This window comes from Parathalassolituus penaei (assembly GCF_026626885.1).
Classification (GTDB): Bacteria; Pseudomonadota; Gammaproteobacteria; order Pseudomonadales; family Oceanobacteraceae; genus Oceanobacter; species Oceanobacter penaei.
Genome location: NZ_JAPNOA010000058.1, coordinates 146,479 through 164,756, shown reverse-complemented (window position 1 = coordinate 164,756; position 18,278 = coordinate 146,479). Strand labels below are relative to the sequence as shown.

Here is an 18,278-nt window from a genome sequence, read left to right as displayed (position 1 = left end):
TTGTGTGGCCACAAACACTCAGCAGATCTGGTTAATGCAGAGGTGTCGCCAGCATTTCCTGAATAGCAGCAAGCGCCGCCTGGCAATCAAGGCCATTGGCTTCAAGTGCTGCCGCTTCGTTGCGATTCGGATACTGATTCAGAAAACCGAGAGCGGCGGTGCGTTTGGGGCCAAGATCGAGACGTCGGCAATGCCCCAGCAACACTTCCGGATGCAGGTCGGTCAGAATCAGACGATGCTGAACATGTTCCGGAAACAGACTGCTGATCAGCGATTCATCGGCCAGATAACGCTCTTCCTGCTCATCGCGAGCAACCCGGAACCGGCCCGGTTCCAGAATATACACCAGCGAATGAGCGGTTCCGGCTTGCTTCAGCGCCGCCGATACCTCACGAGCGATATTTAACGCCCGACTGCCACAGGCCACCAATTGCAGCTCAGCACCACAGTTGCCTGCCAGGCAGAGTGCGCCATGCGTCACCAGCTGCTCAGCCTGACGCGGCTCCAGCGGAATATGTTCATGCTCGTCCAGCACCAGCTGGCTGATCACACCAAATTCACCGTAACACTGCTTCAGACAACACATCGCCGTATTGGCATCCGGCACCATCAGCACCCGTACCTGATCCGCGTTCTGCGCCAGCATGGCTTCGGAAAACTCCAGCAAACGTGAGCCGGACTGACTGCCTGCCAACCACCAGTCGCTGCGGGTTAACAGGGGAATCCCCACCCACGCCGCCGGTTCGTCCACCATGGCCTGGGCTCGGGCAAAATGTGAGGACAACAACAAAGGGTCCAGCGCCGCCAACGCCTGCTGGTTATCCAGCAGCACCAGATTCAGTCCCATCTGATTGCCGAGTACCACCGACGCCATTTCCAGTCCATCCACCACTTCCACAATGGCACCGGATGGCTGATACCCTTCTTGCTGTAACGGCGAAATCTGGCGAACCTCGAGCAAATCCAGCGCCGTTGGCAAACGCTTGCGGGCTTCAACCGGCGCAGCCGCCAGCCGGACTCGCAAATGCGGATTCACTTCCACAAAATCAACAAAATACTGATCAAGCGCCGCCAGCATGGCAGAAGGCTCATGGCGCCAATGGGGTGCCGGGCGATTAACCGTCACCATCGAGGCACGCCGGTTACGCACTGTCAGCTTCATGGCCGATGCCGCCGCCTGCCACAACGCTTGCGGCTGGCGTGCACGCTGATACAACTCGGCAGCACATTGGGCATCATCTGCCGTTGATGACCACCAGTTGGCACCACGAACATAAACCATCGGGAAAGCCACCGGCGGTTCCAGTTCGTCTTCCACATAATCAGCAGCAATCTGGCCAAGGCGGGTTTCGGCTTCGAGAATCGCACACAAACAGGCGGCTGGATCACTACCATCGACAATACGGGTCACGCCAGCAGGAACCGCACCATCATCACAATCGACTAATACCGGCACCAGTAAACCGCAATCTTCTGGATGCCACCAACGCAGCGATTCCAACAACATGCCAACACCACGACTGTCGAGTAATACCAGCAGACGTTCACCGGGCAAAACCTGATGAACTGCCTGCCACTCGGTTGGTGCACCAACCGGCGCACGCACACCGGTCAACTCAGGAGAAATCCATGGTCCCGGATTCGACTGACTTTCCGACAAATCACCAAAATCAGCCAGCAAGGTTGCCCAGTCGACCGACTCACAACGACTGCCATACCGATGGCGACGATCCAGAGGCGCGGTTTCGAGCATCAACTGCAATACTTCGAGTGCCGCACCGGCATCACTGATATCGGTAAACCAGTCGCGTTGATGACGAGTCAGACGGTTCAGGGCCAGACGGGCACACAGAACCGGAACAGAAGCAAGCGCCCGGCGGGTATCACCGACAGCTTGTAGGCGTAAGGCATCATCAGGCAAAGTAGCGTCATCACACCAGCGCTGCAAACGGGTCAGCTGCAACACCATCCATGCCACATGATTACAGAGCACATCCAATTGGGTTAACAGCTTGAGGCACATGGCTGGATGGTCCACATAACCCGCTTCAGCCAGGTGTTCGACCAGCTTCCAGACTTCCGACTGCACGGCATCAGAATGCTGGATCAGCCCACGTCCCTGCGCCCATTCGGCAAAAGCCGGGTTGGTATTACGATACTGTTGTGTCAGCACCGCCAGCGATTCATTGATTCCCGCCGCCGGCTCAGCCAGCCGTTTGTGCCTCATGTTCGTCTCCGACGCAATTCTTGTAGTGGCAAGCATTGCACCGGAGGATAGAAGTTGGGTCTGACCATGATCTTGTCACATATCAATTATTACCCAGCCACTGGTCATTGATACCAGTCCACACGGTATCAGGTCAGGTTTATGGCAGATGATTTTTGACCCGGCCCATGTGGACAGCTTATTCAACGAACGACCGCCCATAAAAAAAGCCACCCGAAGGTGGCTTCTTTTACACTCGCAGGGCCGATCAGGCTGGCTGCTGAATGCCTTTCATGGTCAGCTTCACGCGGCCTTTTGGATCAACGTCCATTACGTGTACGTTAACCATCTGGCCTTCTTTCAGGTAGTCAGAGACGTTTTCAACACGCTCTTCGCTGATCTGGGAGATGTGCAGCAGACCGTCCTTGCCAGGCAAAACAGTGATGAATGCACCGAAGTCCACGATCTTGCTGACTTTACCAGTGTAGGTAACGCCTACTTCGATCTCGGCAACGATCGCTTCGATCATGCTGCGAGCCAGTTCGGAAGCTTCTTTGCCAGCTGCGAAGATCTTGATTTCGCCGCTGTCGTCGATGTCGATAGAAGCACCAGACTTGTCGGTGATGTCACGAATGGTGGCACCGCCCTTACCAATCACTTCACGGATCTTGTCTGAAGGAATCTTCATGGTGGTCATGGTTGGCGCGTTCTCAGCCAGCTGCTTGCGCGGCTCAGCGATAACAGCGTTCATCTGACCCAGAATGTTCAGACGGGCAGCCTTGGCTTTTTCCAGGGCGATTTCCATGATCTGCTCGGTGATACCTTCGATCTTGATATCCATCTGCAGTGCAGTGATACCTTCGTCAGTACCGGCAACCTTGAAGTCCATGTCGCCCAGGTGGTCTTCGTCACCCAGGATGTCGGTCAGAACGGCAAACTTGTCGCCTTCCTTAACCAGACCCATGGCGATACCAGCCACTGGAGCTTTCAGCGGAACACCGGCATCCATCAGAGCCAGGGAAGCGCCACACACGGAAGCCATGGAAGAAGAACCGTTGGATTCGGTGATTTCAGAAACCACACGAACGGTGTACGGGAATTCTTCGTGGGCTGGCATCATGGCCTGAACGCCACGACGGGCCAGACGGCCGTGACCAATTTCACGACGACCTGGAGTACCCATACGACCAGCTTCACCTACCGAGAATGGAGGGAAGTTGTAGTGGAACAGGAACGGGTCGTCCTGGGTGCCGTGCAGGAAGTCGATCATCTGCGCGTCACGGGCAGAGCCCAGAGTGGTCACCACGATCGCCTGGGTTTCACCACGGGTGAACAGAGCAGAACCGTGAGCGTTTTTCAGAACGCCAGTTTCGATGGTCAGAGGACGTACGGTGTCGTTGTCACGACCATCGATACGTGGAGCGCCATCGATAACACGCTGACGTACTACTTCGTACTTCAGGGTGCCAACCATTTCGGATACGTCATCAGCGCTGAAGCCTTCTTCACCGTCTTTGGCAGACAGTTTTTCAACAGCAGCAGAAGTGATTTCGTCCAGACGAGAGTAACGGGCCATCTTCTCGGAGATGGTGTAAGCCTCGCTGATAGCAACGGCAGTTTCCGCTTTAACAGCGTTGTACAGAGCTTCGTTGCGAGCAGCAGCAGACCAGTTCCAGCCTTCGATACCCAGTTCAACAACCCACTCGCTGATCGCAGTGATAGCAGACTGGAATGCAGTGTGGGCGAACAGAACAGCACCCAGCATTTCGTCTTCGGTCAGTTCATCGGCTTCGGATTCAACCATCAGCACGGCGTCTTTGGTACCGGCAACCACCATGTCCAGCAGGGATTCTTCCATCTGGGCACGGGATGGGTTCAGGATGTAGCCATCATCTTCGGTGAAACCAACACGAGCACCACCGATTGGGCCGTTGAATGGAATACCGGAAACAGCCAGAGCACCGGAGGTGGCGATCATGGCCAGGATATCCGGGTTAACGGTCTTGTCAGCAGACATTACAGTCACGATTACCTGAACTTCGTTCATGAAGCCTTCAGGAAACAGTGGACGGATTGGACGGTCGATCAGACGGGAGGTCAGGGTTTCGTTTTCGCTTGGACGACCTTCACGCTTGTTGTAACCACCAGGGATACGGCCAGCGGCGTACATTTTTTCCTGGTAGTGAACAGACAGCGGGAAGAAGTCCTGACCAGCTTTAACAGACTTGGCACCAACCACAGTGGCCAGAACCTGGGTTTTACCCATGGTAGCCAGAACTGCACCATCGGCCTGACGGGCTACGCGGCCAGTTTCGAGGGTTACGGTATCATTGCCAAACTGGAAAGTCTTGGTACGTGCGACGGGTTTATTGCTCATTAATAAACGATTCCTTTGAATTTTAACGGTCCTGTATCACCGCCGGTGCTTCTAAGCATTGGCCCCGGAATTCCGGACACAACAGAAGCCCATAGGTCCCACAGCCGGAACCGGCGACAAATGGTTAGAAGCACCACCGCAACAAACAGCGGGGTTGGCACCACAGTGTTTACAGGTGTAATGGAGTATGGACTGAAAAGCTCCAACATGCTGCGAGATGCAGAGTCGGACAACAGTTCCGGAGAGGATGGGCACAAGCCCTGTCGGATACAACAAAAGCCCCGAAGGGCCTTTGCTGCAAAAGCGCGAGATTAGCGACGCAGACCCAGACGCTGAATCAGGTTCAGGTAACGGGAAGAGTCTTTCTTCTTCAGGTAGTCCAGCAGCTTGCGACGCTGGTTAACCATACGGATCAGACCACGACGGGAGTGGTGATCTTTACCGTGTTCCTTGAAGTGACCCTGCAGGCCCTGGATGTTAAAGGTCAGCAGAGCAACCTGAACTTCCGGAGAACCAGTATCACCTTCAACAGTTTGGAACTCTTTTACGATCTCAGCTTTCTTTTCAGCAGACAATGCCATCTTCATTTACTCCGAAGAATGTGCGTCAGGATAAACCTGATGTTAAAAAGACATCGCTACCGTGCACATTAACAGTAGGATGATTCCGCCCCGGAAAACCGGCGACGAAAAACGGTGCTGTGACTCAGACCGGTGCGACAGGATCAAACAGGGCAACATTCAACAACCGAGTGGGTTGCAAACGGCCTTTCTGGATGGATCCGACACCGATAAACTGTCTGACGCCAGATTCAGCGGCCCACAATTGTACCGAAGCTGCATCGTCGAGGCTAGTATTGAGTGCCTGCCCCAGCATTACTTTTTGCGCCTGCGCCCACGACAGCTCAGCAAACGGCCAATGTGGCACGGCAGACTCCATCGGCATCAGCAAGGCATCCAGTGCGGCATAATCCTGGGCCTCGAACAAGGCTTCAAGATGATCAAGGCCAATCATCTGGCTACCACGATATGGCCCCGTCAGCACCCGATGCAAACGGCTGACATAAGCACCACACCCAATCGCCTCACCGATGTCTTCTACCAGAGTGCGAATATAGGTGCCTTTGGTGCAGACCACATTCAGATCCAGTTCGCAGCCATTACGGAAATCGAGCTTTTCAAGCTCCAGAATACGAATAACACGACGTTTGCGCTCGGCAATTTCGGTGGCTTCTTCAGCCGTCATACCCTGCCGGGCCAGCTCATACAAGGGTTTGCCATTGAACTTGAGCGCCGAAAACATCGGCGGCACCTGTTCAACGTCACCACGAAAACGCTCCAGCACCGCTTCAATAGCAGCATCATCGAGCTCGGGAACCGGCCGGGTGGACACAATCTCACCTTCGTTATCACCGGTGCTGCGGACAATACCAAGGTGCGCAGTGGTTTCGTAGCCCTTGTCGGATTCCAGCAACAACTGGGAAAACTTGGTGGCTTCGCCCAGACAGATTGGCAACAAACCACTGGCTTCAGGATCCAGAGCGCCGGTATGACCAGCCTTACGAGCGTTATAGATACGCTTTACGACCTGCAATGCCTGGTTGGAGCTCATGCCCAGCGGTTTGTTGAGCAGAACAATGCCGTGAACGTCACGGCCGCGATTACGTCGAGCCATTGATATCTGTGCCAGCCTGCTTACTCGTCAGATGAACTGTCACCGTCAGCCTGAGCGGCTGAACGACCGGAACGTACCTCATCTTCGGTACGAGCCTTGCGAATCAGATTAGTGAGGTGATGACCACGATCGAAGGACTCGTCGTAGTGAAAACGCAGATGCGGCGTAATCCGGGTGGTCAGGAAACGCGCCAGCTCGAAACGCAGGAAACCGGCAGCATCGTTCAGAATGGTTTCAGTCTGGACACGAATTTCGGCATCCGTTTCGCCGCGTGCGCCCATCACTGTGAAGTAGATATCGGCATAACCAAGATCCTTGGCAACCTTGACGTGGTTGATGGTGACCATGCCGAGGCGTGGGTCTTTCAGATCAAACTGGATTTTACGTGCCAGCTCGCGCTGGATCTGCTCGCCCAGTCGCGAGGTACGGCTGAATTCTTTTGGCATCCGGATACTCCGCCATGTTGGCTCTTGGGAGCCACGAATCATTGGATTTCACAGAAAACAAAGCCCGGACTGACCGGGCCTTGTTTCTGTAGAACTGACTGTACCGCTTACAGGGTACGAGCCACTTCCTTGACGTCGAACACTTCAATCTGGTCGCCAGGGCGAACGTCCTGATAGTGCTTCACGCCGATACCACATTCCATACCCTGGCGAACTTCCGCCACGTCGTCCTTGTAACGACGCAGAGATTCCAGTTCGCCTTCGTAGATCACTACGTTGGAACGCAGAACACGGATCTTCTTGTGACGGTACACGATACCATCAATAACCATACAGCCTGCAATCTGACCGAATTTCGGAGAGTTGAAGACATCACGCACTTCGGCGATACCCACAATCTCTTCACGCAGTTCAGGAGCCAGCAGACCCGCCATCGCCTGTTTCACGTCATCCAGCAGATCGTAGATCACGCTGTAGTAACGCATATCGATACCAGCGTTCTCAACGATACGCTTGGCTGCGTTGTCGGCACGTACGTTGAAACCGAATACCACCGCAGAAGAAGCAACTGCCAGAGTCACGTCAGTTTCGGTGATACCACCAACACCGGAGGACACCACGTTCACTTTCACTTCGTCGGTAGCCAGTTTCTGCAGGGAGCTATGGATCGCTTCCAGAGAACCACGTACGTCGGTTTTCAGAACGACATTCAGAACCGCTTGCTGACCATCGGACATACCGGCGAACAGAGCATCCAGCTTGGCTGCCTGTTGACGCTGCTGAACCTGTTCACGGGCACGGGATTCACGGAATTCCGCCACATCACGGGCTTTCTTCTCGCTTTCCACAACCATGAAGTTGTCACCAGCATCCGGAGTACCGTTCAGACCCAGGATTTCTACCGGGATAGAAGGACCAGCGCTTTCTACTGGCTGACCGTTCTCGTCCAGCAGGGCACGGGCACGACCGTAGCAGGTACCAGCCAGAACGATGTCACCTTTCTTCAGGGTGCCGCTCTGAACCAGCAGGGTAGCTACCGGACCACGACCTTTATCCAGACGGGACTCTACTACCACACCCATGGCCGGGCCATCGAAGTGAGCAGTCAGTTCCAGAATTTCCGCTTGCAGCAGTACCGCTTCCAGCAGGTCATCCACACCCATACCGGTGTGAGCAGACACTGGAACGAATGGTACGTCGCCGCCCCAATCTTCCGGCAGAACACCACGTGCAGACAGTTCGTTCTTCACGCGATCGATGTCTGCAGACGCCTTGTCCATCTTGTTGATGGCCACTACCAGTGGAACACCGGCAGCACGGGCGTGCTGAATCGCTTCTTCAGTTTGTGGCATCACACCGTCGTCGGCCGCCACCACCAGAATCACCACGTCAGTAGACTGGGCACCACGGGCACGCATTGCGGTAAACGCAGCGTGACCAGGGGTATCCAGGAAGGACACCATGCCACGGTCGGTTTCTACATGGTAAGCACCAATGTGCTGGGTAATACCACCCGCTTCGCCAGACGCCACTTTGGTACGACGAATGTAGTCGAGCAGAGAGGTCTTACCGTGGTCAACGTGACCCATTACTGTAACAACCGGAGCACGTGGTTTCTCGTCGCCTTCATAGGAAACGGATTCAGTCACTGCAACTTCCAGTGCGTTGTCCGCAATCAGCTTGGAGACCTTGTGACCCATTTCTTCTACCACCAGAGTGGCAGTGTCCTGATCCAGAGTCTGGTTGATGGTCGCCATCACACCCATACCCATCAGAACCTTGATCACTTCACCTGCTTTAACGGCCATCTTGGCAGCCAGATCACCAACAGTGATCGCTTCTGGCAGCTCAATATCGTAAATGACCGGCGCAGTTGGCTTGGTAAACGCGTGCTCGTTGGACTGACCACGACCGCCACGGCCCTTGGCCTTTGGCTTGCCGCGACCGCCACGACCACCACGACCACCTGAATCCTCGTCATCACTACCAAAGCGGCTGTCTTCACGAGTATCGGAACGCTTGCGATCCTGGGCCTTGGTGCCTTTCTTGTTGCGAGCATCTTCCTGACGAGCCTGGGCTGCTTCAGCTTCAGCGCGTTTTTGTGCTGCCTCTTCATCAACCGGAGCACGGCTCTTGTTGCGATCAGCACCAGCAGCGGTGCCACGAGGAGCAACACGCGCTTGTGGAGGACGCGGACCACGATCACCACCACGGTTATCAGGACGGTCACCATCACGTTGTGGACGGTCGCCTTCGCGTTGTGGACGGTCGCCTTCGCGTTGCGGACGATCGCCACTACGGTTATCCGGACGATTGCCGCCATCACGTGGAGGACGATTACCATCACGTGGAGGACGGTTGCCATCACGTTGTGGACGATCGCCATCACGCTGAGGACGGTCACCATCACGCGGTGGACGCGCTGGACGGCTGTCATCGCGGTTACCACGATTGTCGTCACGGTTGCCGCGGTTATCATCACGGTTGCCGCGGTTATCATCACGGTTACCACGATTGTCATCGCGATTGCCATCACGGGCTGGACGATCGGAACGCTCACGTACAGTGGCTACAGGGCCACTGGAGTTGCGATTGTCCTGACGCGGACGAATCTGTGCCGTTGGCGCCGAGTCAGTACGAGCACGTGCAGGGGCTGCAGGTGCTTCAGCAGCAGAGGCTACAGCCGCTTCACGAGCAGACTTTGCAGCGGCTTCAGCAGCCTTAGCTTCTGCTTCCTGACGCACAACTTCCGCCTGACGAGCGGCTTCAGCTTCCTGATCCACTTCATCGCGTTTTACATAAGTACGCTTTTGACGCACTTCGATAGAAACCGCTTTTTTGCCACCCTGACCAGTTTTCAGAGTAGTCGTCACCTTACGCTTCAAGGTGATCTTCTGTGGGCCAGAGGCTGCTTCGCCGTGACTCTTCTTCAAAAAGGTCAGCAGACGCTGCTTTTCATCATCAGAAACTTTCTGAGCGGCTGCCGTTTGTGGCAAACCAGCTTCTTTCATCTGGGACAACAAGCGATCAACGCTGGTCCCAACCACGTCGGCGAGTTCTTTAACTGTTACTTCTGCCATACGTATCTCCTATGCCGAGCGAGTGGATTAGTCGTTGCCCTCAAACCAGGGCTTGCGGGCGGTCATGATCAGATCCGCCGCTTTTTCTTCCGTCATATCCTCGATGTCCATCAAATCATCGATGGACTGCTCGGCCAGATCTTCCATTGTACAAACTCCCTTGCTGGCCAGAACCAGGGCCAGGTGCTTGTCCATACCATCCATCGCCAGCAGGTCTTCGGATGGCTGGGCTTCTTCCAGCTTCTCCTCGGAAGCAATCGCCTGAGTCAGCAAGTAATCTTTTGCACGATTACGCAGCTCAGTCACGATGTCTTCGTCCAGACTATCAATGGACAGCATCTCGTCGAGCGGCACATAAGCCACTTCCTCGAGAGTTGTAAAACCTTCTTCAACCAGAAGTACAGCAAGATCCTCGTCGATATCGAGGGTTTTCATGAAGTTGTCGATGTAGCCAGAAGCTTCCTGGTTCTGCTTGGCAGCAGCGTCCTCGACGGTCATGACGTTAATTTCCCAGCCAGTCAGTTCGGAAGCCAGACGCACGTTCTGACCGCCACGACCAATTGCCTGGGCGAGGTTATCTGCCTCGACAGCCACATCCATGGTGTTGGTGTCTTCATCCATAACGATCGACGCCACATCGGCTGGAGCCATGGCGTTGATCACCAGTTGTGCCGGGTTGTCATCCCACAGCACGATATCAATACGTTCGCTGCCACCCAGTTCGTTGGTAACAGCCTGCACACGCGCACCACGCATACCAACACACGCACCCACAGGGTCGATACGCTTGTCGTTGGTTTTTACAGCGATTTTGGCACGCGAGCCCGGATCACGGGACGCGCCCTTGATCTCAATAACTTCTTCCGCAATTTCCGGTACTTCGATGCGGAACAGCTCGATCAGCATTTCCGGACAGGTACGACTCATCATCAGCTGAGGACCACGGTTTTCCGGACGTACGGCTTGCAGAACAGCACGTACACGCTCGCCCATACGCATCACTTCACGACCGATCAATTGGTCTTTTGGCAGCAGGCCTTCAGCGTTGTTACCCAAGTCAACAATAATATTGTCACGGGTCACTTTCTTGACAGTACCGTTAATGATTTCACCAACACGGTGCTGGTACTGATCAACGATCTGGGCGCGTTCAGCTTCACGTACTTTCTGTACGATGATCTGCTTGGCAGCCTGGGCAGCAATACGACCGAAATCCGGGTTTTCGATACGTACTTCGTATGTGTCGCCAGGTTGCAGATTGGTATCAATCTCGTGGGCTTCCTGCAAGGTCAGTTCATCACCCAGACCTGGAACCACGTCGTTGCTGACGACCAGCCAGCTGCGGAATGTTTCGTAATCACCGGTCTTGCGATCGATGGTCACACGAATGGTCGCTTCTTCGTCTTCGTAGCGCTTTTTGGCGGCTGCTTCCAGAGCCGACTCAATAGCCTCAAAAATCACGTCCCGGGAGACGCCTTTTTCGTTGGAAACCGCTTCCGCGACCAGGAGAATTTCTTTACTCATCTTCCAGCCTCGCTGTGCAACCTTAATTAATCAAAAATGGGAACGATCTGAGCCTTTTCGATCAGATCAACGGGCAGTAGATACTCGTGATCATCAACCAGCAGCACGATATCTTCCTGTTCAACTCCTTTAAGGAGCCCTTTGAAACGACGACGGCCATCAAATGGCAGGCGCAGACGCAATTCAATGATTTGTCCAACCGACTGAACGTACTGTTCAAGGCGGAACAGGGGACGATCCATCCCCGGCGAGGAAACTTCCAGGGTGTAATCCTGGGCAATCGGATCCTCTACGTCGAGCACCGCGCTGAGCTGACGACTGACGTCTGCACAATTATCAACGGTAATGCCATTAGCATGATCGATGTAGACGCGCAGAACCGTCTGCTTACCCTGCATCAGCAGTTCCAGTCCCCAGAACACAAAGTCCATGGACTCGACTACCGGAGCCAGCATTTCGATCAAACGTGAATCGCGAGCCATTTTCACCCCCTAGAAACAAAAACTGGGCACCTAGTGCCCAGCCCGATTCATTATCCGGAACTCCCGGACAACATATCTGCCCAAACCTGAAACCTGTCGAATGCGACAAACAATTCTTAAGTAAATAACCAGAATGTTCGACTTGCAAAAGTGACAGTTACTAAAAAGCCCCTGACGTGAGGGGCTTCAAACAGCAACCGGAAGTCATCTGTGACACCCGGTTCTAAAAGCAACATCCATGCGCTTTCTGAAAAGGTTGGTGCGGATGGCGAGACTCGAACTCGCACGAGCTAGGCTCACCACCCCCTCAAGATGGCGTGTCTACCAATTTCACCACATCCGCACAACAGGACCAGCCGTTAACTCAGTTAGCTTTATCAGCTGCTGGTTCATTGGCTGCTGACGCATCCAAGTCGGGTGCATCAGAAGGAGGTACGTATTCTTCCACAACTGGTACATCCTTTTCAAGCTTTTCTATCACTTCCTGACTAGGAATTCCGATTTCTGATACAGAATCAGCCTTGTGCTTGGCATAAACGCCCAATGCAAGACTGGTTACGAAAAAACCGGCAGCCAGCCATGCAGTAGTGTGGCTCAGAAAATTGCCAGAACCGGCACTACCAAACACAGTCTGGGAAGCACCACCACCAAAAGAAGCGCCGGCATCGGCTCCCTTGCCCTGCTGCAGCATCACAAAGCCGATGATGCCCAATGCCAGCAGGATATGAACAACGAGAATGATAGATTCCATATTTACCTATGCCATACAAATTGCGGTGAACTGACCGACGTCCAAAGACGCCCCCCCCACCAGACCACCGTCGATGTCCGGCTGGGAAAAAAGTTCGGCAGCGTTATCTGCCTTGACACTACCGCCATACAGAACACGGGTTTCCGCCGCGATCCATTCAGCACGAGCCGCCAGCTGTGCACGAATAAACGCGTGCATGGCTTGTGCCTGGGCTGGAGTAGCGGTTTCGCCAGTACCAATTGCCCAGACCGGCTCATAGGCAACAACCATCTGTTTCCAGTCGTCATCACCCAGTTTGGCCAGCGCCAACGCCAGCTGACCACCAACCACAGATTCTTCCTGACCGGCCTGACGTTCCTGCAGGGATTCCCCCACACACAGAATGACTTTCAGACCCTGATCCAGCACCTGACGCATTTTGGTCAGCACCAGCTCATCCGTTTCCCCATACAGGGAACGGCGCTCAGAGTGCCCCAGAATCACATACTGGCAATTTACATCCGCCAACATGGCTGCAGAGACTTCACCGGTAAATGCACCGAATGCCTCTGCTGCACAGTTTTGTGCCCCCATAAGAATACCGCTTCCTGCCAGTTCGGCCGCAGCCGGAACCAGGTATGGAAACGGAGGACATACGAGCACATCCCGGTCGGTTGCAGACAGTGTTGCCAGCTGACCCAGCAACTCCGACACCATGGCGCGGGAGGCATTCATTTTCCAGTTACCGGCTACTAACAAACGTCGCACGATAAAGCCCCTTGAATTCGAAGGCGCAGATACTATCCAAGATGCGCCATCGAAACAAGGCCAACTCAGCCAGCCAGCGCCTTCTCGACCACAGCTGCCAGCTCCTGCGCCAGAGTTGCGGTGAGACTCTCATCCTCGCCTTCCACCATCACCCGCACCACAGGTTCAGTGCCAGAAGGACGCAACAGAACACGACCACGACCGGCCAGACGCGCTTCAACGCCTTTTACGGCTGCTTCAATTTCCGGGCAATCGCTAATCTGGCGCGAGCCATCACGGCGTACGTTAATCATTACCTGTGGCATCTTCGACATACGTTTCTGCCAATCGTACAAGCTGGTCTGGGTATCATTCAGGGCTTGCAGCACCTGCAACGCCGACACAATACCATCACCAGTGGTCTGTACATCCAGACACAACAGGTGGCCAGAAGACTCACCACCATAACGCCAACCGTTGGCAGCCAGCATCTGCATGACATAACGGTCACCCACCTTGGCACGCAGGAATGGAATATCCTGATCACGCATGGCCAGTTCCAGCCCCATATTACTCATCAGGGTCCCTACCACCCCACCGTGCAGACGACCAGCCTTACGAGCAGCGGATGCAATAATAAACAGCAGCTGGTCACCATCAACCAATTCACCCTTATGGTCGACCATCAACACACGGTCACCATCACCATCAAAGGCAATCCCCAGATCAGCCCGCTCGGCCAATACGGTTTGTTGCAACAGCTCTGGCGAGGTTGAACCAACCTCATCATTAATATTAAAACCGTCCGGACGGTTCCCCAGCACCACCACATCAGCACCCAGCTCGGAAAACACTGCAGGAGCAATCTGGTAAGTCGCACCATGGGCGCAATCCAGCACGATTTTCATGCCACTCAGGTTCAGTGAACCCACCGTGCCCTTGCAGAACTCGGTATAGCGACCCGCGGCGTCATTGATACGGACAGCCTTGCCCAACGAGCGCGAATCAACACACTGCATTGGTTCATCCAGACATGCTTCGATAGCAGCTTCGGTTTCATCTGGCAGCTTCTGACCATCGCCCGAGAAAAACTTGATGCCGTTATCGTAATACGGGTTGTGGGAAGCACTGATCACAATGCCGGCCTGCGCCCGGAAGGTACGGGTCAAATAGGCAATCCCTGGTGTTGGAATCGGACCCAACAAGCAGATATTCACACCAGCAGCAGACAAGCCAGCCTCCAGCGCCGACTCGAACATATAACCGGAAATACGGGTGTCCTTGCCAATCAGAATCTTGCTCTTGCCCTGACGGGAAAATACCTTCCCTGCTGCCCAGCCCAGACGCATTACAAAATCCGGGGTGATTGGATGCTCACCGACCATTCCACGAATACCGTCGGTGCCAAAATAACTTCTAGACATGTTGCTCTCCCAAGGTCGCTGCCACCACCTTCATGGCTTCAGCGGTTTCCCGTACATCGTGCACACGAACAATCGCAGCACCTTTCATTGCACAAATAACTGCACCCGCCACACTGCCATTCACACGATCCGCTGCCACACCAATACCGGTGGCGTCACCAATCATACGTTTACGCGACAAGCCGGTTAACAATGGCATCCCTAACTTTTGCAAACTCGCAAGCTCATTCAGTAAGCGGTAATTGTGGGCGGCAGTTTTACCAAAGCCAAAGCCAGGGTCAATCAGCAAGTGTTCACGTTTGATACCGGCCGCCATACACTCATCCGCACGGATCTTCAGCCATTGAGCAACTTCCGCCACCACATCCTGATATTCCGGATTCTGCTGCATCGAGCGCGGCTCTCCCTGCATATGCATAATGCACACAGGCAATCCGCTTGCTACTGCGGCAGCAAGAGCACCCGGACGAGTTAAAGAGCGTACATCGTTAATCAGATCAATCCCGAGTGAGGCCGTTGCAACCATTACCTCCGGTGCACTGGTATCCACAGAAATCAGGGTATCAAAGCGGCTGCGCAAGCCCTCAACCACCGGCACCACACGATCCAGCTCCTCAGCAACCGAGACATCCGGCGCCCCAGGTCGAGTCGACTCACCACCAACATCAATGATATGCGCGCCTTCAGCCAGCATACGTTCAGCATGACGTAATGCTGCATCAAAGGAGTTATGGCGACCGCCATCCGAGAATGAATCAGGAGTGGTATTCAGAATCCCCATCACCAAAGGTGATTGGGCAGCAGACAGGCGTTGCAGCAAAGACATGAACAGCTAATTCCTTGAAAAAAAAGAGCGGCTGACGCCGCTCTGTTTTATCGGTTCTGACCAGGACGGTCAGCCGTTATCTCAACGATCCGCAGCCGGATCAGCACCTTCAACGGTATCGTCACCGTCACGGGCCATGTCACGACTTTCCTGGGCAGGAGCCGCAGGACCAGACGGCCCCTTATCGACACCACTCCAGGCTTTAGGAGGACGAGGCTTGCGACCAGCCATGATGTCGTCGATCTGATCAGAATCGATGGTTTCGTATTCCATCAGAGCGTCTTTCATCATTTCCAGCTTATCGCGATTGGACTCCAGCAAATCGGTGGCACGACGGTAACAACGATCCAGAACGTCCTTGACCTCTGAATCAATCAGACGCGCAGTTTCTTCCGACAGGTGTGACAGCTGACCACCACCAGAAGACCCCAGGTAGCTGTTCTGCTCTTCTTCCGAATACAGCTGAGCACCCAGTTTTTCAGACAAGCCCCACTTGGTGACATAGTTACGGGCATATTTGGTTGCACGCTCAATGTCGTTGGAAGCACCGGTGGTGACACCGTCTTTGCCCAAAGTCATCTCTTCCGCGATACGCCCGCCGTACAGGGAGCAAATGTTGCTCTCGATACCGCGCTTGCTGATGGAGTGACGATCTTCTTCCGGCAGGAACATGGTGACACCCAGCGCACGACCACGCGGAATGATAGACACCTTGTAAACCGGATCATGCTCAGGCACCAGACGACCAACAATGGCGTGGCCAGCCTCGTGATAAGCCGTGTTTTCTTTCTCTTTCTCGGACATAACCATGGTCTTGCGCTCGGCCCCCATGAGAATCTTGTCCTTGGCTTTTTCGAACTCATCCATGGTCACACGGCTACGGTTGGCACGAGCAGCAAACAGCGCCGCTTCGTTTACCAGGTTAGCCAGGTCAGCACCGGAGAAGCCCGGAGTACCACGAGCGATGACCGACGCATTCACGTCTTCCGCCAGCGGCACCTTGCGCATATGCACTTTCAGAATCTGTTCACGACCACGAATGTCTGGCAGACCCACAACTACCTGACGGTCGAAACGACCAGGACGCAGCAGCGCAGGGTCCAGTACATCCGGACGGTTGGTCGCAGCAATCACGATGATGCCATCGTTCACTTCGAAGCCGTCCATCTCAACCAGCAACTGGTTCAGAGTCTGTTCACGTTCGTCGTTACCACCACCAATACCCACACCACGGGAACGGCCCACGGCGTCGATTTCGTCGATAAAGATGATACAAGGCGCCTGTTTCTTGGCCTGATCAAACATGTCGCGAACACGGGACGCGCCCACACCTACGAACATTTCCACGAAGTCAGAACCGGAAATCGAGAAGAACGGCACGCGCGCTTCACCGGCAATCGCCTTGGCCAGCAAGGTTTTACCAGTACCAGGTTGACCAACCATCAGCACACCGCGCGGAATCTTGCCGCCCAGGCGCTGGTATTTGCCCGGATCACGCAGGAACTCAACCAGCTCCTTCACGTCTTCCTTGGCTTCGTCACAACCAGCAACGTCTTCAAACGTGGTCTTGATCTGGTCTTCGCTCAGCAGCTTGGCCTTGCTTTTGCCAAACGCCATTGGGCCACCACGACCGGAACCGCCCCCCTGCATCTGGCGCATGAACAGCATGAACACAGCCAGAATGATCAGGATTGGCAGAGACGCCAGCAGCAACTGGGTAAAGAACCCTTGCTTCTCCGGCTTCTCGCCCACAACCTGAACGTGGTTATTCAGAAGAGTGTCCATCAGCTTGTCGTCATAGGCAGGCAGAATGGTTTCAAAGGTTTCGCCACCAGTCATGGTGCCGCTAATGGTCTGACCGGAAATGGTAACCCGATCCACCTGACCGCTTTCAACCTGGGAAATAAACTCGGAGTAAGAGTACTCCTTGCTATGACCCACAGTCTGGAAGTTCTGGAACACCATCATCAGTACGGCGGCAATCACCACCCACAAGACGAAATTTTTTGCCATATCAGGCACTACCTCTTCTATACCGGCGCAAGCGCCTTGATCCTGTGACGTTCAGCTTAGCAAGACCGCATCATCCACGGAAACCTTTTGCGACCAGATAAACCTCGCGTGAGCGAGGCCGGGACGCTTTTGGCTTGCGGATGTGGACCTTTTCGAAGGACTGACGCACTTCAGACAGATAGGCATCGTACCCTTCCCCCTGAAACACCTTGGCGACAAAATCACCACCTTCACTCAGCACCTGACGAGCCATGTCAAGTGCCAACTCAACCAGATACATAGCACCTGGCTGGTCGATAGAACTCATACCACTCATGTTGGGGGCCATATCGGAAATTACAAGCCCCACAGGCTTGTTACCAATAATTGCCATCAACTGATTGAATACCGATTCTTCCGTAAAATCACCCTGAATGAAATCGACACCTGCTATGGGGTCCATAGGCAGTATATCTGACGCGATAATCGTGCCGTGATCACCCACACGCTGGGCAACCACTTGCGACCAGCCTCCGGGAGCCGACCCGAGGTCAACTACCGTCATGCCTGACCGCATCAGATGATCTTTTTCATCCAGTTCAAGCAGCTTGTAACTGGCACGGGTGCGATAACCGTCCTGCTGGGCTTTCTGGACATAAATATCTTCAACATGTTCCCGTAACCAGTTGGCACTGGATTTGGATCGCGCCATAGTCGTTTTACTCTTCACTCATATATACTGATGGTTCGCCGCACATAATTGCCAGCGA

At 54.3% G+C, this 18,278-nt stretch carries 14 protein-coding genes and 1 tRNA gene; all 15 read right to left on the bottom strand.

Annotation, left to right across the window (positions count from 1 at the left end; genetic code table 11):
• Window positions 1-31 precede the first annotated feature (31 nt).
• Window positions 32-2,227: a hypothetical protein gene (locus OUO13_RS17470; RefSeq protein WP_283175186.1), complete on the bottom strand. Its 2,196-nt coding sequence runs from the start codon at window positions 2,225-2,227 to the stop codon at window positions 32-34.
• Between the two features lie 247 nt (window positions 2,228-2,474).
• Window positions 2,475-4,583, bottom strand: coding sequence for a polyribonucleotide nucleotidyltransferase (gene pnp / locus OUO13_RS17465; protein WP_283175185.1), 2,109 nt, complete (start codon window positions 4,581-4,583; stop codon window positions 2,475-2,477).
• Between the two features lie 311 nt (window positions 4,584-4,894).
• Window positions 4,895-5,164, bottom strand: coding sequence for a 30S ribosomal protein S15 (gene rpsO / locus OUO13_RS17460; protein WP_283175184.1), 270 nt, complete (start codon window positions 5,162-5,164; stop codon window positions 4,895-4,897).
• A 124-nt stretch (window positions 5,165-5,288) separates the two neighbouring features.
• Window positions 5,289-6,257, bottom strand: coding sequence for a tRNA pseudouridine(55) synthase TruB (gene truB / locus OUO13_RS17455; protein WP_283175183.1), 969 nt, complete (start codon window positions 6,255-6,257; stop codon window positions 5,289-5,291).
• A 20-nt stretch (window positions 6,258-6,277) separates the two neighbouring features.
• Complete coding sequence (rbfA, locus tag OUO13_RS17450) at window positions 6,278-6,703, bottom strand: 30S ribosome-binding factor RbfA (protein ID WP_283175182.1); 426 nt, start codon at window positions 6,701-6,703, stop codon at window positions 6,278-6,280.
• 107 nt (window positions 6,704-6,810) lie between these two features.
• Window positions 6,811-9,783 (bottom strand): translation initiation factor IF-2, encoded by a 2,973-nt coding sequence (gene infB, locus OUO13_RS17445; RefSeq protein WP_283175181.1) that lies wholly within the window; start codon window positions 9,781-9,783, stop codon window positions 6,811-6,813.
• Between the two features lie 27 nt (window positions 9,784-9,810).
• Entirely contained in the window at window positions 9,811-11,307 is a 1,497-nt protein-coding gene (nusA, locus tag OUO13_RS17440) for a transcription termination factor NusA (RefSeq protein WP_283175180.1), read from the bottom strand.
• A gap of 26 nt (window positions 11,308-11,333) precedes the next feature.
• Window positions 11,334-11,789 (bottom strand): ribosome maturation factor RimP, encoded by a 456-nt coding sequence (gene rimP / locus OUO13_RS17435; RefSeq protein WP_283175179.1) that lies wholly within the window; start codon window positions 11,787-11,789, stop codon window positions 11,334-11,336.
• A gap of 257 nt (window positions 11,790-12,046) precedes the next feature.
• A tRNA-Leu gene (locus OUO13_RS17430) sits at window positions 12,047-12,132 on the bottom strand.
• Between the two features lie 21 nt (window positions 12,133-12,153).
• Window positions 12,154-12,540 carry a preprotein translocase subunit SecG gene (secG, locus tag OUO13_RS17425; RefSeq protein WP_283175178.1) on the bottom strand — a complete coding sequence of 129 codons (387 nt, stop codon included), beginning with the start codon at window positions 12,538-12,540 and terminating at the stop codon, window positions 12,154-12,156.
• A gap of 6 nt (window positions 12,541-12,546) precedes the next feature.
• On the bottom strand, window positions 12,547-13,287 hold the full coding sequence (gene tpiA, locus OUO13_RS17420) for a triose-phosphate isomerase (protein WP_346429371.1): 741 nt from the start codon (window positions 13,285-13,287) through the stop codon (window positions 12,547-12,549).
• Between the two features lie 65 nt (window positions 13,288-13,352).
• Window positions 13,353-14,690 (bottom strand): phosphoglucosamine mutase, encoded by a 1,338-nt coding sequence (gene glmM / locus OUO13_RS17415; protein WP_283175177.1) that lies wholly within the window; start codon window positions 14,688-14,690, stop codon window positions 13,353-13,355.
• Entirely contained in the window at window positions 14,683-15,516 is an 834-nt protein-coding gene (folP, locus tag OUO13_RS17410; protein ID WP_283175176.1) for a dihydropteroate synthase, read from the bottom strand. The genes glmM and folP overlap by 8 nt, the downstream gene beginning before the upstream one ends.
• An 81-nt stretch (window positions 15,517-15,597) precedes the next feature.
• Complete coding sequence (ftsH, locus tag OUO13_RS17405; RefSeq protein ID WP_283175175.1) at window positions 15,598-17,529, bottom strand: ATP-dependent zinc metalloprotease FtsH; 1,932 nt, start codon at window positions 17,527-17,529, stop codon at window positions 15,598-15,600.
• Between the two features lie 70 nt (window positions 17,530-17,599).
• The gene (gene rlmE / locus OUO13_RS17400; protein ID WP_283175174.1) at window positions 17,600-18,220 is read right to left on the bottom strand and encodes a 23S rRNA (uridine(2552)-2'-O)-methyltransferase RlmE; all 621 of its coding nucleotides are present in this window, start codon (window positions 18,218-18,220) and stop codon (window positions 17,600-17,602) included.
• Window positions 18,221-18,278 lie beyond the last annotated feature (58 nt).